Source organism: Staphylococcus sp. HMSC062A01 (assembly GCF_001836805.1).
GTDB classification, from domain to species: domain Bacteria; phylum Bacillota; class Bacilli; order Staphylococcales; family Staphylococcaceae; genus Staphylococcus; species Staphylococcus haemolyticus.
Genome location: NZ_KV830599.1, coordinates 54,023 through 75,314 on the forward strand (window position 1 = coordinate 54,023; position 21,292 = coordinate 75,314).

Annotated in this window: 18 protein-coding genes; 5 read left to right on the forward strand and 13 right to left on the reverse strand. The window is 32.6% G+C overall.

Annotated features, from left to right (window positions below; genetic code table 11):
• The first annotated feature begins 85 nt into the window (after nt 1-85).
• The gene (locus HMPREF2715_RS00440; protein WP_070441354.1) at nt 86-451 is read left to right on the forward strand and encodes a truncated hemoglobin YjbI; all 366 of its coding nucleotides are present in this window, start codon (nt 86-88) and stop codon (nt 449-451) included.
• Between the two features lie 23 nt (nt 452-474).
• Complete coding sequence (yjbH, locus tag HMPREF2715_RS00445; protein ID WP_070581477.1) at nt 475-1,272, forward strand: protease adaptor protein YjbH; 798 nt, start codon at nt 475-477, stop codon at nt 1,270-1,272.
• A gap of 408 nt (nt 1,273-1,680) precedes the next feature.
• On the opposite strand, the gene pepF is transcribed toward yjbH, so the two are convergent.
• From pepF to spxA, 4 genes are all read right to left on the reverse strand, one after another.
• Nucleotides 1,681-3,489, reverse strand: coding sequence for an oligoendopeptidase F (pepF, locus tag HMPREF2715_RS00450; protein ID WP_070839131.1), 1,809 nt, complete (start codon nt 3,487-3,489; stop codon nt 1,681-1,683).
• A gap of 64 nt (nt 3,490-3,553) precedes the next feature.
• Complete coding sequence (locus tag HMPREF2715_RS00455) at nt 3,554-4,513, reverse strand: competence protein CoiA (protein ID WP_070581479.1); 960 nt, start codon at nt 4,511-4,513, stop codon at nt 3,554-3,556.
• 101 nt (nt 4,514-4,614) lie between these two features.
• Nucleotides 4,615-5,337 (reverse strand): adaptor protein MecA, encoded by a 723-nt coding sequence (mecA, locus tag HMPREF2715_RS00460; protein ID WP_037535464.1) that lies wholly within the window; start codon nt 5,335-5,337, stop codon nt 4,615-4,617.
• A 198-nt stretch (nt 5,338-5,535) separates the two neighbouring features.
• The gene (gene spxA / locus HMPREF2715_RS00465; protein WP_011276230.1) at nt 5,536-5,931 is read right to left on the reverse strand and encodes a transcriptional regulator SpxA; all 396 of its coding nucleotides are present in this window, start codon (nt 5,929-5,931) and stop codon (nt 5,536-5,538) included.
• A gap of 288 nt (nt 5,932-6,219) precedes the next feature.
• Here spxA and trpS point away from each other — a divergent pair, with 288 nt between their 5' ends.
• Nucleotides 6,220-7,209 (forward strand): tryptophan--tRNA ligase, encoded by a 990-nt coding sequence (gene trpS / locus HMPREF2715_RS00470; protein ID WP_070581480.1) that lies wholly within the window; start codon nt 6,220-6,222, stop codon nt 7,207-7,209.
• Between the two features lie 50 nt (nt 7,210-7,259).
• On the opposite strand, the gene HMPREF2715_RS00475 is transcribed toward trpS, so the two are convergent.
• Genes HMPREF2715_RS00475 through opp3b form a run of 5 tightly spaced genes read right to left on the reverse strand, consistent with a single transcriptional unit; the run spans nt 7,260 to nt 12,973 of the window.
• The gene (locus tag HMPREF2715_RS00475; RefSeq protein ID WP_070839134.1) at nt 7,260-8,918 is read right to left on the reverse strand and encodes a peptide ABC transporter substrate-binding protein; all 1,659 of its coding nucleotides are present in this window, start codon (nt 8,916-8,918) and stop codon (nt 7,260-7,262) included.
• A gap of 27 nt (nt 8,919-8,945) precedes the next feature.
• Nucleotides 8,946-9,890 (reverse strand): ABC transporter ATP-binding protein, encoded by a 945-nt coding sequence (locus HMPREF2715_RS00480; RefSeq protein WP_070839137.1) that lies wholly within the window; start codon nt 9,888-9,890, stop codon nt 8,946-8,948.
• Complete coding sequence (locus HMPREF2715_RS00485) at nt 9,883-10,962, reverse strand: ABC transporter ATP-binding protein (RefSeq protein ID WP_070581482.1); 1,080 nt, start codon at nt 10,960-10,962, stop codon at nt 9,883-9,885. The genes HMPREF2715_RS00480 and HMPREF2715_RS00485 overlap by 8 nt, the downstream gene beginning before the upstream one ends.
• Nucleotides 10,963-10,979: 17 nt before the next feature.
• Nucleotides 10,980-12,047: an oligopeptide ABC transporter permease gene (opp3C, locus tag HMPREF2715_RS00490; RefSeq protein WP_070581483.1), complete on the reverse strand. Its 1,068-nt coding sequence runs from the start codon at nt 12,045-12,047 to the stop codon at nt 10,980-10,982.
• Nucleotides 12,047-12,973: an oligopeptide ABC transporter permease gene (opp3b, locus tag HMPREF2715_RS00495; protein ID WP_070581484.1), complete on the reverse strand. Its 927-nt coding sequence runs from the start codon at nt 12,971-12,973 to the stop codon at nt 12,047-12,049. The genes opp3C and opp3b overlap by 1 nt, the downstream gene beginning before the upstream one ends.
• A 248-nt stretch (nt 12,974-13,221) precedes the next feature.
• On the opposite strand from opp3b, the gene HMPREF2715_RS00500 reads away from it, so the two are divergent.
• Entirely contained in the window at nt 13,222-13,599 is a 378-nt protein-coding gene (locus HMPREF2715_RS00500; protein ID WP_070581485.1) for a DUF3899 domain-containing protein, read from the forward strand.
• A gap of 73 nt (nt 13,600-13,672) precedes the next feature.
• On the opposite strand, the gene fabF is transcribed toward HMPREF2715_RS00500, so the two are convergent.
• Nucleotides 13,673-14,917: a beta-ketoacyl-ACP synthase II gene (gene fabF / locus HMPREF2715_RS00505; protein ID WP_011276239.1), complete on the reverse strand. Its 1,245-nt coding sequence runs from the start codon at nt 14,915-14,917 to the stop codon at nt 13,673-13,675.
• Between the two features lie 13 nt (nt 14,918-14,930).
• Nucleotides 14,931-15,872 carry a beta-ketoacyl-ACP synthase III gene (locus tag HMPREF2715_RS00510; protein WP_037538680.1) on the reverse strand — a complete coding sequence of 314 codons (942 nt, stop codon included), beginning with the start codon at nt 15,870-15,872 and terminating at the stop codon, nt 14,931-14,933.
• A 191-nt stretch (nt 15,873-16,063) separates the two neighbouring features.
• Here HMPREF2715_RS00510 and HMPREF2715_RS00515 point away from each other — a divergent pair, with 191 nt between their 5' ends.
• Entirely contained in the window at nt 16,064-16,258 is a 195-nt protein-coding gene (locus tag HMPREF2715_RS00515; RefSeq protein WP_037549058.1) for a YjzD family protein, read from the forward strand.
• Between the two features lie 299 nt (nt 16,259-16,557).
• Here HMPREF2715_RS00515 and clpB read toward each other — a convergent pair whose 3' ends face one another.
• A complete protein-coding gene (clpB, locus tag HMPREF2715_RS00520; RefSeq protein ID WP_070581486.1) occupies nt 16,558-19,167 on the reverse strand; it encodes an ATP-dependent chaperone ClpB in 2,610 nt (869 codons plus the stop codon).
• Nucleotides 19,168-19,461: 294 nt separating this feature from the next.
• Nucleotides 19,462-21,288, reverse strand: coding sequence for an acyltransferase family protein (locus HMPREF2715_RS00525; protein WP_070678346.1), 1,827 nt, complete (start codon nt 21,286-21,288; stop codon nt 19,462-19,464).
• Nucleotides 21,289-21,292: the final 4 nt, after the last annotated feature.

Consider the following 21,292-nt stretch of genomic DNA (forward strand, 5'->3'; position numbering starts at 1 on the left):
GTACGTCGCTGTAAAAAGTCAAATTACTTTTAAATGTAAAAATTCATGTTATATTAGTAATATATTAACGGAAATTGGTGATATTATGTCTAAAACGCCATACGATATTATAGGTGAAACAGCACTTTATAATATGATTGATCATTTCTATGCTCTAGTTGAGAAAGATGACAGAATCAATCATTTGTTCCCTGGAGATTTTGCTGAAACGAGTAGAAAACAAAAGCAATTTCTCACTCAATTTCTAGGTGGACCGAACCTATATACTAAAGAACATGGACATCCGATGTTAAAAAAAAGACATATGGAATTTAAAATTACAACTTATGAGAGAGATGCATGGTTAGAAAATATGCATACTGCAATAACCGAAGCACAGTTTCCAGCTGGTGTTGGAGACTATTTATATGAACGTTTACGTCTAACCGCAAACCACATGGTAAATTCCTAAATATAATTGAAGGTGAGTAAAACATGGCTGAAGAACTAAAAATTGTAGACAATAGAAGTCGTGAAGATGCTAATCTGTCACCTGTAAATAAAATTGAAATTTATTCATTTTTTGATCCATTTAATACAGATTGCTTTAAATTATCAGCGATTATTTCTAAATTAAGAATTGAATATAATCAATATATCCGTATCAGACATATTCTAAACCCTTCATTGAAAGTACTTACTAAGTGCCAAGCACAAAGTACATCTGATTTTGATAATATCGCCTTAGCTTATAAAGCGGCTGAATTACAAGGTCGTTTAAGAGCGGAACGTTTCATCCATTTAATGCAAAATGAAATTATTCCTAAGAAGGATATTATTACGGAAGAAATGATTTGTGACTGCATCATTAATGCAGGTTTAGATTACAATGAATTCAAAGAAGATTTACAAAAAAGCAAATTAACCGAAAGTTTAAAAATAGATTTACACATTGCTCGAGAAATGGAAATTGAGCAAGCACCTTCACTCGTATTTTTCAGTGAAGATATTCATGAGGAAGGCCTGAAAGTAGAAGGATTATATCCATATCACATTTACACATATATTATTAATGAATTAATGGGTACGCCAATTGAAAAAAATCTTCCACCTAAAATTGAGCATTATATTCAAAAGAAACAACTCGTTACTATGGAAGAACTATTGACCATATATGAGTGGCCCGAAAAGTTAATGACAAAAGAACTTAAGAAATTGGCGTTACAACAAAAAGTAGAAAAACTTCAATATCCTGAAGGAGATTTTTGGCAATCAAAAATGCCTAGAATATAGGATAGCTAACAATAGCCATTCAATGATGATTATATTCATGCATTGGATGGCTTATTTTTGTGTACCCATCAATTTAAAATTGAACGACTCTGTTTCTATTATTGTTATATAAATCAATTGCAATGTATAGTAATGGCGTCGAAGTACAATGATAAAATTTATCAACAATGGGGAATTAATTGATAGTGGTAGTTATTAAAAAAGAGCATAAAAAAACGCCGTGTCTGATTACACGACGCTAAACAAAGGGGATGGGAGAAATTTTTCACTTCAAACAAAGGGGTATGTTTGTTATGTGATTAATTTCATGCTCATAATATAACACGCTAATATAGGTATTTCAATATTAAAGACCCCTTATTTCAAAATTGTCACAAACTTGACATATTGTAAACGGATACAGTCATTCTAAGCTTTCATAAGTTTTTCAAAAGCATCTAATTTTTGTTCAAAGACCTCACAAGCTTGCTCAATAGGTTCTGGTGAAGTCATATCCACACCGGCATTTTTCAGAATCTCAATTGGATAATTAGAACTTCCTTTTTTCAAGAATTCATTAATATATCTTTCAACTGCAGGTTTACCCTCAGTTAAAATTTGATGACTTAAACTTTGTGCTGCACTATATCCGGTAGCATATTGATATACATAGTAATTCATATAGAAATGAGGGATTCTTGACCATTCTTTGCTAATATTGTCATCTGTTTCAACAACATCACCAAAGTATTGTTTATTCAATTTAGCATATTCATCATTCATACGTGTTGCAGTTAATGGTTCGCCTGCTTCTTCAATTTGATGAATTTTATGTTCGAATTCTGCGAACATAGTCTGACGGAATAAAGTCGCTCTGAATCTTTCAAGTTCCTGATTTAATAATAATAAACGACGTTCATCGTCTAAATGTTTATCCATATAATCACTTAGTAATGCTTCATTACAAGTTGATGCAACTTCAGCAACAAAGATTGAATAATCACTAGAATTAGATGGTTGATGTTTACGACTGAAATAACTATGTGCTGAATGACCAAATTCGTGAATTAGCGTATATAAATCAGATACAGTATCTGACCAATTTAATAAAATGAATGGGTTAGTTAAATGTGCACCAGATGAGTAACCGCCTGATCGTTTGCCTTTATTTTCATAAACGTCGACCCATCGATTATTCAAACCTTCTTTTACTACATCAAGGTACTCTTCACCCATAGGTTCTAACGCTTTTAACATCCATTCTTTTGCTTCTTCATAAGGCATTTCGAATTTAACGTCCTTAACCATTGGCGTATATAAATCGTACATTTTCAGCTCATCAACGTCTAATAATTCTTTTCTTAGTTTCGTGTATCTGTGCAATAACGGTAAATATTTATGCAAAGTTTTTACTAAATTATCATAAACTTCTTCTGGTATATGATTATTACTTAACGCACGCTCACGAGCTGTTTTATAGTTATGTGTTCGAGCATTAAAGACATTCTTCTTAACTTCCCCTGCTAATGTTGAACCTAGAGTATTATTATAAGCACCGTAAGCTTTATATAAATTATTATATGCTGATTGACGTAACTCGCGATCATCAGATTCTAAATATTTGATAAAAGTTCCTTGTGTTAATGGATGTTTTTCACCATCTTTATCTACTGCATCTTCAAATTCTAAATCTGCATTACTAAACATACCGTACACATTACTTGGTGTAGATAGGGCATCTTGAGCCTCAGTAAGTAATTTCTCTTGCTCGGCATCTAAAATGTGTGGTCGTTTTTCATTGATAAGTTTTAAATCAAATTCATAACGTTTTAAGTTGTCGTTAGTTTCGATAAATGATTGAAGTTTATCTTCATCAATTTGAAGAATTTCTGGTACTAAGAAACTCCATGCTGAACTAATTTTAATTATAAGTTGATGTGCGCGTGACTCGAATCCTGTATATTTATCGTTTGAAGTATCTTGGTCTTGTTTTAAATGTGCATAGACATATACTTTCTCTAGTTTAGTACCAATTTCATCTTCTAATGCAAGCGCATCATATAATGTATCAGCACTATCTGCTAAGTGCCCTTTAAATTGCTCTTCTTTACCTAGATAACCTTCAACCTCTTTTAATGCTTCTTCAAAAGCTTCATCACTTTTAAAAATCGTTGTTAAATCCCACGTATCATTTGGATATTTACGTTCTTGCTTTTCTCTTGTTAATTGTTGACTCATATAGTAAACCTCCTATAATAACTAATGTTATAATTTTCTCATTATTCCCTATAAATTGCACGTTTTAACTATATTTAATGTAATGATTAATGAGTTCTGAGACAACACAATCCATAGAAATAGTGTTAAGGTACATCTGTCTAAATTTAAGAAAGGCTTTTAAACGCTGATGTACATCACACTCTTGTTCATTAAATAATTTAAATTGTAATTGCCACTGAACTGGATGATTCTCAATATAGAGTTGATAAGGGAATATGTAGCCGAAGTTATGATAAATAGCCTCATCTGTTAATCTTAACTGGTACATTGCGCTTAACGATGGTTCAAGGACAGAATTTTTCCTTCTACATTGATTCAAGTAATAATGTATTTCAGATTTAGTTAGCTTGAAAATGTGTTGATATGGCGTAGGCATTATACTAATCTGATTCACTAATTCATTGATTTTAATTACTGTTTGTTTTGCGATAAATTGTCTGCCACCAATATGCTGAATTTGACTATATAAAACAACACACTTGTTCTTTTGATTCCATACATATAAACACCTGTTAATTGGATGAATAAAATGTGCTTGAAATGAATTGAGATATAGCCTTCCCATATGATATCGACAATCTTGAATTAACCAAATGACTTCCATATTCAGCTGTTTAAATCCCTTTGTTCGTTCTATGATCTCTTCAATACCTATTCTAGAAAATTGAATTTCAATTACATATTTTGAATTCACTAGTATGTCTGGGTATTGTTGAATAGTTGGACAATAAGGTTCAATTTGAACGTGATAATGTAGTTGTGATAACATCTTCGCAATAAAACACTTTACAAAGTAATGTTGTTCGGATTCTTGTTTTGCACAATAACATACGCTATCAACCTTATGCGCGAAATGCGGGATTTTTTTGGGGCCACATTTGTATAGTAGTTGTGCGCTACAATGCGGACAAAAATAGCTGTCTTGTTTCTTTGCACGATGTGCATATACTTGCTCGCCTTGTTGATTTATAGCGATTAACATAAATTTCACTCACCTCATAAGAATAAACGTATGAAATGGTGATTTTTCTTCTCAACACAAAAAAACCGAAGCAATATTCATTGCCTCGGTAAAAACTTTCATTATTCAACTGTGTCTGGGAAATAACGTCTCACTTGAGCAGTTACATTATGACTCATAATAATCTTAGCATAATCATTTAAGTATACTTCAGTTTTATCTGTTGGATATGCAAACTCTAACATCTGACTATAACTATCGTTAATCGTTTCTTGACTGACTGATTCATCAAAGTGAATAGCATAGTAATATTTATTGTCATTCATATATAATAAATCTTCAAATTCATCAGTTGATAAATTATGGTGATATGCATAACTAATAACTTGCTCTAAATCATCAAATTTAACGATAACTGTTCTTATGTTCGGACGTTGTTTCGTTTGTTTTTGTTCAGACTTATGAGAGTGCTTTTGTTGTTGTGCTCTTTGTTCGAATAAATCTTCAATGCTCTCTTCATTTTCTAATGTATTTGCAAGTAATTCGTTAACTTGTTCTTCAAATTGCTCGTTTGCATCTTCATCAGACATATTCATAGCTTCTTCATTTTTAGATTTAGAAATCGTAACTTCCACACCTTTTTCAAAGGCATGTACTTGTATCCAAAGAGGTCCTTCAACTACGAAGTCTTCTTCTTCATTGATTTCATCCATCATTGACCAGAAGAATTCTTCGCCTCTCTTACGGTTAGTCCATAAATCTTCTCGACTGAATCCTCTAGCTTCAATATCACTATAAGTTATAAATAATTTGACTGTTGTGTCATCAACGCGTTCTATTCTCATATCATCTCACTCCTTACAGTCGATGAATAGTAACCATATTGTATTAGAACGTAGTGGAAATTACAATCTATTTGTTTGATTAAATTTAACTATTTTACAATCGTTATATATACTAACATATTCCCTTTTTTAGTTACAAAAAACAGCACTAAAATAGTGCTGTTTCATATTATTATAATCTTCAATTAAATTTTAAAATTAATCAACAAGACGTTGCGCTTCTTGTAATTGGAAAGTACGAACCTTTCTAGGTAAGAAACGTCTGATTTCATCTTCGTTATAGCCAACCTGTAAACGTTTTTCATCTAGAATAATTGGACGACGTAATAGTCCTGGATTATCTTGAATGATCGCATAAAGATCTTGTAGTGGTAAAGAATCAATGTCAACGTTTAATTTTTGGTATGTTTTAGAACGAGTAGAAATAATTTCGTCAGTACCGTCTTCAGTCATTTTTAAAATTTGTTTGATTTCATCAATTGTTAAATGTTCAGAAAAAATGTTACGCTCCGTATATGGAATGTCATGTTCTTGTAACCATGCTTTCGCTTTACGGCAAGATGTGCAACTTGGTGAAGTAAATAATGTTACCATACATCTCACTCTCCTATTGAATGAATATTATTCATTATTTTTGAATTTATTGATTAAGAAATGATAATTTATTTAGTCCTCTTAACCTTACAATACTAGTATAACCAACTAACATTAAAATTAAATGAGAAAACCCTAATTTTTCTGAGAAATCTCAAATTTTCTAAAAACCTAAATTTAAAAATTCAGAATTAACGTATAACTACATACTAACATAACTTACATTTTAAAGAAATACTGTTATAATTTAAATAATATGAATTAAAACTAAGAAAGTAGGCATCTAATATGGAGACATTATTTTCAGGAATTCAACCTAGTGGAATACCCACAATTGGTAATTATATTGGGGCATTAAAACAATTTGCTGATGTTCAAAATGATTATGATTGTTATTTTTGCATCGTCGACCAACATGCAATTACTGTGCCACAAGATAAAATCAAGTTACGTAAACAAATCCGTCAACTTGCGGCTATTTATTTAGCATCTGGCATAAACCCAGAAAAAGCTACCTTATTTATACAATCTGAAGTACCAGCACACGTGCAAGCAGGTTGGATGCTCACAACAATTTCAAGTGTTGGAGAACTTGAACGTATGACTCAATATAAAGATAAAGCTCAAAAACGTACTGATGGTATTCCAGCAGGTTTACTAACTTACCCACCATTAATGGCTGCAGATATTGTGATATACAATACTAATATTGTTCCAGTTGGTGAAGACCAAAAGCAACATATGGAATTAACACGTAACTTAGTCGAACGTTTTAATAGTCGTTATAATGACATTTTGGTTAAACCAGAAATTCGTATGCCTAAAGTAGGTGGTCGCGTCATGAGTTTACAAGACCCAACGAAGAAAATGAGTAAAAGTGATGATAATCAGAAAAACTTTATTTCATTACTAGACGAGCCTAATGTGGCAGCAAAGAAAATTAAAAGTGCTGTAACAGATTCAGATGGAATTATTAAATTTGATCGTGATAACAAACCAGGTATTTCAAATTTATTAACAATATACTCTAGCTTAACAAATGAATCTATTAAAGATTTAGAAGCTAAGTACGAAAATGAAGGATACGGTAAGTTCAAAACAGACTTATCAGAAATCGTCAAAGATTTCTTAATTAACTTCCAAGAAAAATATAATGAATTTTACAATTCAGATAAACTAGATGAAATCCTAGATCATGGTCGCGATAAAGCTCAAAAAGCGTCATTCAAAACATTGAAAAAAATGGAACGTGCCATGGGATTGGGACGTAAAAGATAATACATTAGTAATAGAAATAGCCATGGAAATCATTCCCATGGCTATTTCTATTATTCACTTTTCTTTTTTTTACCTGTTTCACGATCAATAGATTTATCGATATACACGTGCTTAAGTGTAGTATCTGGGCCTACTTTGTGATACTGTAACCCTTTAACTTGTGGATTAGTTAAATGTGCTTCTCCTTTTTGATATATAGGTGCAACTGGTGCGTCGTGAAGTAAAATACTTTCAGCTTTTTGTAAAGCTTCATTTCTCTTATCAGATTCACGTAGTAAAGAACCATTAGCTTCTTTGATAAGATTATCGTATTCTTCGTTACCCCAATCAGTATTATTTTGAGCATTACCTTTTGTCATTATTTCCAAGAAAGCCGTTGGGTCTGGATAGTCAGGACTCCACCCTGAATATGACGTTTCATAATTATTTGCTAACTCTAGAGTTATTTTTTGTTTAAATGGCATTTGTTTAATTTTTAGAGTAACACCAGGTAAATTTGTTTCAATCTGCGATTTTATATATTCAGCAGCAATCTTCGCTGCTGGGGTGTCTTGAGTATTCATAGTAAAAGTAAATTCTTTTTTACCTAATTCTTTTTGCGCAATTTCCCAATTTTGTTTTGCTTCTTTGGTATCATATTTTAATGGAGATGAAACTGTACTTGCGAAATCTTTGCCGTCTGGTGTTTTAGCAGTTCCAATACCAGTGAAATTATCTGAGGCTAAAGAACCGTCATTTAAAACAGATTTTACATATCCTTTTTTATTAATAGCTTGCGCAATAGCTAATCTTATGTGTTTATTTTTAAATTCCGGAACAGTTTTTTCATTCATTTTAATATAGAATGTAGCAGCAGTTAAACGATGATTCAATGCTTTACTATTTTTATATTTGTTAACCTGCTCAGATGTTACGATTGTATCATCAACCGAATTTGTATCATATAATGATGCACCAGCTTGTTGATCTTTTAGTACTTTATAATTTACTTTATCTAATTTAACATTCTTTTTATCCCAATACTTGTCATTTTTAACAAGTTGAATTTTATCTTCCACTTGCCAATTAATTACTTTAAAAGGCCCATTATATACTGCTCTATCGGCTTTTGTACCATATTTTTCTCCGTATTTTTTGGCAATTTTAGAATTTTGAGGACCAAAAGTATTTAAAGCCAATAGTTCATTTATATAAGGCACAGGTTTTTCTAATTCAACTTGAAGTTTATATTTATCTAGTGCTTTAATTCCTAATTCACTCACTGGTTTTTTTCCTGAATTAACTAAATCTGCATTTTTAATATCACTCATTATGTAAGCAAATTCAGATGCTGTTTTGGGGTCCACAACTTTTCTCCATGCATAAACAAAGTCATCCGCAGTTACTGGGTCATCGTTAGACCACTTAGCATTTTTTCTTAAATTAATTGTTAAAGTTTTGCCCCCGTTACTTTTTTTAGGCATTTCTTTAGCTACACCTAAAGTAACCTTATCGCCTTTATCAATTGAATATAGGCCTTCAAATGCTTGGCCAGCTATATCTCCTGATACTGCATCTGAAATTAATGCCGTATCTAAAGTACTTATATCTTGTGTAATAACTTTTCTAAAGACTTGGCCATCATCTGAATATAAACTTTTATTATTACTACAAGCTGAAAGTACTAAAACCACTATTAATAAAGTTGCTATATATTTTAAAGATTTCATAGTAAATTCATCCTCCTTCCCCTGCATTTAAACACTTTGCGTTTGATGTTCTTGTTTTAATTGAGCAGCTTCTTCATCAGTTACAAAAACATAATGATCTGGTCTTATTTCTTGAAGTTTTCGCTCAGAATTTTTAGATTCATCTTCTTGATATGCTACACGTTTACGTGTTCTCTCACTATCTGGGTCAGGTTGAGGAATCGCTGATAACAATGATTTCGTATAATCATGTAATGGGTGATAATAAATTTCGTCAGCTGAACCTAATTCAACAATTTTCCCAAAATGCATTACCGCAATACGGTCAGAAATATATTTAACCATTGATAAATCATGGGCAATAAATAAGAAGGTAATTCCTCTTTCTCGTTGAAGTTTTAACATTAAATTAACTACCTGAGCTTGTATTGATACGTCTAGAGCTGAAATAGGCTCATCCGCAATAATAAATTCTGGTTCCACTGCTAGCGCACGCGCGATACCGATACGTTGACGTTGTCCACCAGAAAATTCGTGTGGATATCTATTCGCATGTTCTTTACTTAAACCTACCGTTTCAAGTAAGTCATAAACACGACGTTTACGGTTTTTTTTACTGCTTGCTAATTTATGTATATCAATACCTTCTGCAACGATATCCATGACCTTTAATCTAGGGTTAAGTGATGCATATGGATCTTGGAAAATCATTTGAATCTTTTTATTGAACTTTAATAAATCTTTACGTTTAGAAATTTTTTGAATATCCTGTCCTTCATATAAAATTTCTCCACTTGTAATATCATTTAGCTTTATAATTGCTTTACCTGTAGTCGATTTACCACATCCTGACTCTCCAACTAATCCTAATGTTTCCCCTTTATAGATATCAAAAGATATGTCCTCAATTGCTCTTACTTCATTACGTTTACCTTCATTAAAATATTGTTTTAAATTTTTAATTTCTAATAATACTTCATTATTTTTATCCATCGAACGACACCCTTTCTACTTGACGTGGTTTGTCGTAATTATTCGGCATTTGACGATGTCTTTTTACTACCATTTCTGGTGGTTTTACTTTAGGAGCTCTCTCATCTAATAACCATGATTTAACAAAATGTGTTGGTGACACTTTGAACCATGGTGGCTCTTGTTTAAAATCAATATCTAAAGCATATTGACTTCTACGTGCGAATGCATCTCCTTTAGGAGGATGAAGTAAATCAGGTGGTGTTCCTGGAATAGCAATTAGTTCTGTATCATTACTAGTAGTTAAATCAGGCATTGATGATAATAATCCCCATGTATAAGGATGCTTAGGGTCATAAAATATTTCCTCAACATTCCCTGTTTCAATCATTTGTCCTCCGTACATAACAGCTACTCTATCTGCAATATTAGCTACTACACCTAAATCATGGGTAATAAATATGATTGATGTATCAATCTTTTTCTGCAAATCTTTCATTAAATCTAAAATTTGAGCTTGCATTGTTACGTCCAATGCTGTTGTTGGTTCATCTGCAATCAATACTTTAGGTTCACAAGCTAAAGCTGTTGCGATAACAATTCTTTGTCTTTGTCCACCTGAAAACTGATGTGGAAAAGCTTTAAAACGTTTCTCTGCATTTGGTAAGCCTACTAAATTTAATATTTCTAAAGCACGTTTTTTTGCTTCAGATTTACTATAATTTTTATGTTTAATAAGTGGCTCCATTACCTGTTTACCAATTTGCATCGTTGGATTAAGTGATGTCATAGGATCTTGGAATATCATTGAAATGTCTTTTCCACGTAATTTGATTAATTCACTTTCCGATTTAGTAGCTAAATCTTCTCCCAAAAAATCGATTTTACCTTTTTTTATTCTTCCAACATCCCCTTGGAATAACTTTGTAATTGCTTTAGTGGTTACTGATTTTCCAGAACCAGACTCTCCCACTATTGCTAACGTTTCCCCTTTGTTCAAATAAAAATCTACGCCTCTAACCGCTTGCACTTCCCCAGCAGTAATATCAAAGGAAACATGCAAGTCGTTGACTTCTAATACTCTTTCTGACATAACGTGTGCCTCCTTTATTATTTACGCATTTTAGGGTCAAATGCATCGCGTAAACCATCACTAAATAGATAGAAAAATAAAATTAATAAACTTAAAATTGTTGCTGGAATGAATAACTCGTGTGGATGAATTAATAACATTGCACGACCATCATTAACTAAAGATCCTAATGAGGTTTGTGGTGCTGGGACACCTATACCAATGAAACTTAAGAATGCTTCAAAGAAAATCGCACTTGGGACAGTAAACATAGATGTTACTACTATAGCCCCTAATGTATTAGGGAGAATATGTTTGAAAATCAAGTTGACTTTTGATGCGCCTAAAGTTCTTGATGCCATTACAAATTCTTGGTTTTTTAATTTTAAGAATTCACCACGAACAACCCTACTCATTCCTAACCAACCTGTGATTGACATGGCTAGTATAATCGTCCAAATAGAAGGTTCAAAAATAAGTACGAATAAAATTACTACAATAAGGTTTGGAATTGAAGCAATGATTTCCAAAATACGTTGCATTACATCATCTACTCGCCCACCAAAAAATCCTGAAATAGCGCCATATACTACTCCGATAAAAATATCTAATAAGGCAGCCACAATACCAATAACTAGAGAAATTTGAGTGCCTTTCCATGTACGTGTCCATAAATCTCTACCTAGTTGATCTGTTCCAAACCAATAATTTTCTTTAGCTCCCACTTTTGCATAAGCATCTTTACCGTCAGAACCTGTACCATCAAATGGTAAAAAATGAACTTTGTCTAATACGGGAATTTTTGCTGGAAGATTTCGATAATCGACATTTTGTTCAGCAAAATCATGTTTACTTATTAGTGGACCAACTAAAGCTAAAATTATTATAAGTATAAGGCCAATCATCCCTATTACAGCAAGTTTATTTCGTTTTAGCTGTGCCCATGCATCTTCCCAGAAATTTTTACTTTCTCGCTGCATTTCAGGTTCTTTATTTAAATCTAAATCTCTAATAACAAAGTCAGAAGCTGCAATGCCTTCAGAGGTATGTGTCATCGCCGCATTTGAATGATCATCCAACGACTTTTCAAATTTATCATTTGTCATTATTTTTTACCTCCTTGCACACGAATTCTAGGATCAATAATTCCGTAAAGAATATCTACAATAAAGATTGAAACAATAAATAATGTACTAAATAATATTGTTGTAGCCATGATAACTGGGAAATCATTTGTTGTAATCGATCTTACGAATTGATCCCCTAATCCTGGAACACCAAAGATATTCTCTATTGTTAACGTACCAGTTAGAATCCCTGCTAACATTGGTACAATAATTGTAATAATTGGAATTAATGCATTACGTAATGCATGTCCAAATAGCACTCTTATAGAAGAGTTACCTTTTGCACGTGCTAATAATATGTAATCTGAACTTAATACTTCTATCATTTCTGCTCGAATATACCTTGCTACTGTTGCTAAAACTGTCGCGGACAATGCTAGTGAAGGTAAGACTGCTGTTGAAAATCCTTCCCACCCAGCTACTGGGAACCAACGTAAACGTACCGCAAACACATATTGTAAAAGTACGGCTAATACGAATGATGGTACTGATACTGCGATTACTGAAATTATAGTTGTTGTATAATCTACCCAGGTATTTTGTTTAGTAGCTGCTGCTACGCCAAGGATTAACCCTAAAATAACCCCGATAATCATAGCTGTAATACCCATTTCCATAGAAGGAATCAATCTCGGTTTTATAAGCTCCCATACCGGTTGATTATGATATTGGAATGAATACCCAAAGTCTCCAGTTACTACATTCTTTAAATAATGAAGATATTGAATGGCAACCGGATCATTTAAACCATACTTTTCATTAAGGATTGCCTTTTGCTCAGCACTTAGTTTCGCATCGTTAAATGGTGAACCGGGCATTAATTTCATTAAGAAAAATGTAATTGTAATAATAATGAAAAGCGATAAAAACATGTACCCCAAACGTTTAAAAATATATCGCGTCATTAAATAACCCCCTTATTGAATTTTCAAAATTAACATTCCCTTCAAAATTTTCAGAAATATTTAGTAATATTATATACAATTTTCATATAATTGCAATATAATTTTTCACAAAATTAAAAAAGTAAGCGTTTAAATAAAAACATTTTAAGGATTACTTTGACAGTTTTTTTATTCTAACTATAAATAAGAATATATAATTTATAAAATTTAAGTTACAATAAATTAAATCGTCAACTGGGGGCTTTATTATGAAGAATTTAAGGAACTGGATGATATGGTTGATAATTACTCCCATTTTATCTATGATACTGTGGATTATATTTACAAATCATACTTTTATTTCATATATTAATACACTTTTTTATTTATCTCTTATTATGTTCATCGCCATTTTTTTCATTTTATTAGTTCAAGAGGGAATTTTTGATGCAACGAGCTATGGTTTTAGAAGAATAAGATATCAACTATCGTCTCGTTCAAAAAAGAGAACAATGGCGGATGATGAATTTTTAAATCCTCAACAAGTTAAAAAGGAGCATTATTTTATATCTACATGGATTGCTCCAGCTTTGATATGTAATATTGCATACTTTGTGATGACTATAATAATTTCATTTCTACTATAAATCATTCTACATACAAAAAATAGATCAAGGACATTATCAATTAGTGTCCTTGATCTAATATCATTTTTCAAAATTAATCTTCAAATTTCTTAAATACTAATACTGCATTATGACCACCAAAGCCTAGACTGTTACTCATTGCATAAGTAATTTCTAAATCTTGCGCTTCATTTGGAACAATGTCTAGATCACATTCAGGATCTGGTGTATTCGCATGAATAGTTGGTGCGACTTTAGAGTCACGAATAGATAATGCTGAGAAGATAGCCTCTAAACCACCAGTAGCACCTAATAAATGACCAGTCATTGATTTAGTAGAGCTAACTTTTAGTTGATTAGCAGCATCTCCAAACGTATTCTTGATCGCTCTAATTTCATACATATCACCTACAGGTGTACTCGTGCCATGTGCATTAAGATATTGAACATCTTTTGCTTCAATACCTGCATCATCAAGTGCTGCTTGCATTGCACGTGAACCACCTTCACCTTCAGGAGCGGGAGCTGTAATATGATATGCATCACCAGTTGAACCATAACCAACTATTTCAGCATAGATTTGAGCACCACGCGCTTGTGCCGATTCTAATGATTCAATCACTAAAATACCAGCACCTTCACCCATAACGAAGCCATCTCGACCTTCTTGGAATGGACGACAAGCTGTTTCTTTATCATCATTTGTAGATAAGGCACGACTAGCACTGAATCCTGCAAGTGCCATGTGTGTAATTGGTGCTTCTGTACCACCTGTTATCATCGCATCTGCATCGCCACGTTGTATAATTTTAAATGCTTCACCAATTGAGTTTGTACCAGTAGCACATGCTGTAACTGTAGAACCATTTGGCCCTTTTGCACCTAAATCAATTGATACTTGGCCAGTTGCCATATCAGGAATTAACATAGGTACGAAGAATGGACTTACTCTTCTTGGTCCCTTATTTTGAAGTGTTGTATGTGCTGTTTCAAACGTTTCCATACCACCAATTCCTGAACCAATCCATACACCTATGCGATTAGCAGTTTCATCATTGATTTCCAATTTAGCATCTTCAACTGCTTGACGTGCTGCCACTACCGCATATTGTGTGAAACGATCCATACGTCGAGCTTCTTTCTTTTCAATATGGTCTTCAATATTAAAATCTTTAAGTTCACCTGCTAAATGAACATTATAATCTTCTGTATCTATTCTAGTAATAGTATCGATTCCATTAACACCTTTCAAGGCATTTTCCCAACTTGTCTGGGCATCATTGCCAATAGGTGATAATGCACCCATACCAGTAATTACAACTCGTTTATTCTCAGTCATACATTATTTCCTCCTATTTACCCCATTTGATAACCATAGCGCCCCATGTTAGGCCACCACCAAAACCTACTAATACTAGTGTGTCATCATCTTTAATTCTTCCATTTTCTAATTCTTGTGAAATACTTAAAGGTATTGAGGCAGCAGATGTGTTACCAAAGCGATTAACAGATACACTCATCTTTTCCCTCTCTATACCTAGTCTTTCTCGAGCTGATTCCATAATTCTAATGTTTGCTTGGTGAGGTATAAACATATCAATATCATCTGATTGTAGACCAGCTTTATCAACCACTCGTGTTGATGCTTCACCCATAATTCTTACCGCAAACTTGAAGACTTCTCGTCCGTTCATTACTAGTTTACCAGTATCTTTGTTTAAGTATAAGTATTTTCCACCGTTACCATCAGATCCCATTTCATAACTAATGATACCTCGTCCTTCTGAAACTTCTCCAATAACTACTGCACCAGCACCATCACCAAAAAGGACTGCTGTTGAACGATCTGTTAAATCAGTAATCTTAGATAATTTATCTGCACCTACTACTAGGATATTTTTATAATCACCTGATTGAACATATTGTTTTGCTGTAATCATAGAATACATAAATCCAGAACATGCAGCTAATTGATCCATTGTTGGTACTTTACGTGTACCCAATTTTTCTTGCAACATATTGGCAACCGATGGGAATGGCATATCTCCAGTAGCAGTTGCAACAATAATCATATCTATATCAGCAGGTGTGATTCCTGCATCTTCAATCGCTTTTTTACTTGCCTCGAATGCTAAGTCAGATGTATCTTGATCTTCACTTGCCCAGCGTCTCTCTTTAATTCCAGTCATTTTAGAAATCCATTCATCTGAAGTTTCTAAAAAACTTTCGAAATAAGCGTTATCAACGACTTTCTCTGGCGCATATGCACCAAATCCTTTTATACCTACGTTCATGAACGTACACCTTCTTACTTCATTTTTTAATACCAGGTATTAATTTAACACATTTTTTTATCACTACTCAAGTAGTTACCCTTTCACAAACACAGATTTCATTACAAATTTTTATCAGTTAACTGCTATCTCTATACAAATGGATTACTTTACTTTAAAATGAATGTATATAAATAATGGAGGTCATCGGTATGAAATACCTCGTAACTTTTATTTGGGCAGTCATTTTATTACAAATGGTTAACTTTGTATTAAATAGTTTAAATGGCGGTGGAACATTAAACTTTATCACCCCAATAGTTCTAGCAGTTATCTTTACAATTGTAATTGCTATTCTAACTGCCATGATTAAACCAGATGATTTTACCCGTTCAGGTAACAGATAGTCTTATTACTACATAATAATACAATACGTTAAAAACGCTTGGAATTTGAATTTATTAATCAAATTTCAAGTGTTTTTCTTTATTAAACTAGATATAGATGAACCCTTACTATTATAGCGATACATTACAACCTTCATGACTTTGAAAAAGGTTTTGAAGTGAGGAATTACTTATTCTTACTAATATTTAGTTTAAGTTATAACTAAGGCAAGTGAATGCAACAATACACTGAACTGCACTTAAAAACAAAAATACCTAGAAAGTGCTCATCACACTCCCTAGGTTTACCTAAACATTCATTATTCATTTTCAAGCTTTTGTACATCAAATGTTAATTCATGATCATCATTTATATCAACTTTTACCACAGTACCTTCAGGCATGCTTTCTTTAATCATCATACGTGCTAATGGTGTTTCAATTTGACGTTGAACAAAACGTTTCAATGGTCTTGCACCAAATTGTGGTTCGTATGCTTCTTCTCCTAACCATTTTTTCGCGTCATCAGACACATCAATTGAAATACGTTGATCCATTAAGCGTATATTTAATTGAGTTAAGATTTTATCAACAATCATACTCATATCATTAATAGATAATGGTTTAAATAATACTATATCATCCATACGGTTTAAGATTTCTGGTTTAAAGAATGCATGTAAGCTATCCATTACAGCTTTTTCAGTGTCTTCAGTAATGTCACCAGTATCTTTAACATTCTCAAGTAATACTTGTGAACCGATGTTACTTGTCATAATAATGATAGTGTTTTTAAAGTCAACACTGCGTCCTTTAGAATCAGTTAAACGACCTTCATCTAATATTTGAAGTAAAACGTTGAATACATCACTATGTGCTTTTTCAACTTCATCTAATAAAATGACTGAATATGGATTACGTCTAACCGCTTCTGTTAATTGTCCGCCTTCATCATGACCTACATAACCTGGAGGGGCACCAATTAATCTAGAAACTGAATGTTTCTCCATATACTCACTCATGTCGATTCGAATCATGTGTTTCTCAGAATCAAACAATGATGCAGCTAATGATTTTGCTAATTCAGTTTTACCTACACCAGTTGGTCCTAAGAATAAGAAACTACCAATCGGTCTATTAGGATCTTTAATACCTGCACGTGCTCTTATAACAGCATCAGATACTAAGTCTACTGCTTTATCTTGACCCACAACACGTTCGTGTAAGATATCACTTAGGTTCAATAATTTTTCTCGTTCAGTTTCAACTAATTTTGATACTGGAATACCAGTCCATTGACTTACGATGTCTCCAATTTCTTCATCAGAAACAACTTCACGAATCATGCGTTCGCTGTCACCTTGTTCATCTTGATAGGCTTCTTCAAATTCTTTTAATTCTTTTACTAATTGAGGTATTGTACCATATTGTAATTCTGCTGCTTTTTCTAGATTGCCCTCAGTTTGTGCATCTTCTAGAGCTTGACGACTACGATCTAATTCAGCACGTTTTTCTTGTACTTTCGCAATTTTTTCTTTCTCTTGTTCAACACGAGATTGTAAGGAAGCTTGTTTTTCTTTTTCATTTGAAAGTTCTTCTTGTAATTCTTCTAAACGATGTTTACTTGCGTTGTCAGATTCATTTTTCAAAGCACTTTCTTCAATTTCTAATTGCATAACACGACGATTAACTTGGTCTAATTCAGTTGGATTTGAACCCATTTCTGTTCGAATTGTTGCACATGCTTGGTCAACTAAATCGATTGCTTTGTCAGGTAAGAATCTATCAGTAATATATCGATCTGATAATTCAGCTGCTGCAACTAAAGCACGGTCTTGAATACGTACACCATGATAAACTTCATAGCGTTCTTTTAATCCACGTAAAATTGAAATTGTATCTTCTACATCTGGTTCACTTACACTTACTTTTTGGAAACGACGTTCTAATGCAGAATCTTTCTCAATATATTCTCTATATTCATTTAAAGTAGTTGCACCAATACAATGCAATTCGCCACGTGCTAACATCGGTTTCAACATGTTACCAGCATCCATTGCACCATCTGTTTTACCTGCACCAACTAGCATATGAATTTCATCAATGAATAAAACAATGCGTCCATCTGACTCTTTTACTTCTTTAAGTACTGCTTTAAGTCGCTCTTCAAATTCACCTCTAAATTTTGCGCCAGCAACCAATGCGCTTAAATCTAATTCAAAAATTGTTTTATCGAGTAATGATTCAGGCACATCTTTTCGTACAATTCGTTGCGCTAAACCTTCAACAATTGCAGTTTTACCTACACCAGGTTCCCCGATTAATACTGGATTATTTTTAGTTTTACGACTTAAGATTCGAATTGTGTTACGAATTTCTTCATCCCTGCCAATAACAGGGTCCATTTTACCTTGACGTACTTCTTCTACTAAGTCACGACCATATTTTTCTAAAGCTTCATAATTTACTTCTGGATTTTGTGAAGTCACATGATTTCCCCCTCTTACTTTAGTTATTATTTCTTTCACAACTTCTTCTTTATTTCCAACAAATTGTTTAGTAGTATCATCAATATCCATCGCAGCACGAAGGACGTGTTCCATTGAAATATATTCATCTTCATATTCTTTCATATATGATTCAGCTTTATTTAATAATTCATTTGCTTTAGATCCTATATATTGTCCATATTGAATATTACCTCCTTGTACAGAAGGATAATTTTTCAATTTATTTGTATACGCTTGATTTAATTCATCTGTATCTATATTTGCTCGTTCTAATATGCTTTTAAATAAACTATCAGTTTCTTCTAAAGTTCCCTTTAATATAGTTTCAATTTCAATATTTTGTAATTCATTTTCTTTACTCAATTCAACAGCTTTTTGTAATGCACCTTGAATTGCATATGTCATTTGATTAATATCCAAATTTATTCACCCCTATATATTTGATAAGAGTAAGGTCAATTAGTTCGTTTTGACTTTGACTTTCTTTGACCTTAATTACATTATAGACTCTCTTATATGATTACGCAACACTTATACTCAACTTTTAAAAATTTCTCAAACTGCCTATTCAAGCTTGTTTGAAGCGATTAGTGAGTCTCTTTTATTACTTGTTTTATCACACTTTTTTCTGTTATAAACATCAAATATACGTTAAAACTGCATATAAAAAAACCAGTTCAATGATTTAAAATCACTAAACTGGTTTAGAATGAATTATTTGTTTTTTGGATTTTTCTTTATAGCTTTGATTATTTCATCGGATAAAGCTTTTACACCACTATTTTCAAGATGCACACCATCTGGTGCAAAATATTCAGAATGTCCCGCAGAACGTTGGTACCAATCCACTAAAGTTACATTCTTATGCTTCTTAGCAGCATTAGCTAGTTGTTTATTAACATTATCTTGCCAATCTCGAGGAACACGTGTATTAACAAGGTAAATTTGTGCTTTACCAAACTTATTAATTAATTGATTTAATTCTTCCTCTGTAAAATCACCATTTGTACCTAGTTCTAAAACGATTTTATCTGATGGTTTATTATAATTTGAATAATTGCCTGCTATTGACAACGCTTCTTGTAGGTGACGACCAACTTTACCATCAATGGTTGCTTTAGGTACTTGAGATTTAAATTCTTCACCAATATCTACCATCACTGAGTCTCCAATAAGTAATGGACTAATATTAGTATAAACTTGTTTTTTACTTTTACTATTACTACTTGAGCCATCGATTTTTATATTTTCCCCAGGCATCATTCTTACTAAATATTTATCTTGATCACTCGTGTTGAATGAATTTGCTTTGTTTTCAATTTCATCTTTTCCAAAACGATCGAAGACACCTAAGAATAATAGTACTATTGGTATCACAGCAATAATTGACACTATTGTCCGAATAAATTTAGGTCGTTTTAAATAATTGAATGAAAATGCCTTTAAACCTTCACGTCTAAATGGTGTTTCAATATAACGATATGATAACTCAGCAAATAAAACTGTAAGTATGATATCAACAAAGTACACATAAATAGGAAGTTGTCCATCAACAAAATGAATGTGTATAAAACTTATGACAGGAAAATGCCATAAATATAAACTATAAGAGCGTTTACCTATATAAACAAATATACGATGACCTAAGACCTTTGCTAGGATACTAGAAGGATGTACGACACTAGCAATAATAAATAATGTCATACCTGAGATGAGATAAAATCCACCATTATAAATCCATGCACTAGTATCTTTCACTGTAAAGAATAAGAAGATAAGTGTTATTAGACCTAAGATACCTATACCATCAATAGAACGTTGCAATACTTTTGGTGGATTGGCTTTTAATTTAAACGGTGGCCATACAAATGCTAATATCACACCCAATAATAACGTTTGCAAGCGAGTATCTGTCCCAAAATAAACTCTTGAATACCCAACATTGGGTTGTGAAATAATGACCATCGCTAATAAAGACACTAGAGAAATAATCCATAATATCAAAGTAACATTGCGATATTTTTTAATCGTTAAGAGTAAAATGACCAACACAAATGGGAAGAACAAATAGAACTGTTCTTCTATTGCAAGTGACCACAGGTGTTTTAATGGCATAAATGAAAATTGTTCGAAGTAGTTAACATCCTTGGCAATATACCACCAATTCGACACATAGAATAATGCAGCGATAATATCATGTTTAACTCGAACGATTTGTTGTGATTCAAATATTAATGTAGCAATCCCAACGACAATTAATAGCGCAACAACTGCTGGAAGTAACCTTTTAACTCGTCGAATCCAGAATTGTTTAAGGCTAATAATACCTCGCTCCTCGTATTCCTTTAAAAGTAAACTTGTGATTAAATATCCAGAAATAACGAAGAAGGTATCTACACCTATGAAACCACCTGTAAGCCATTTCCTGTTTAAATGGTAAATGATAATACCTAAGACAGCAATTGCTCTTAGTCCATCTAAACCTGGCATGTAACGCATTTTAGTCTTACGTTGTTTCCCTTTTTCAAAATCTTGTTTCATTGTT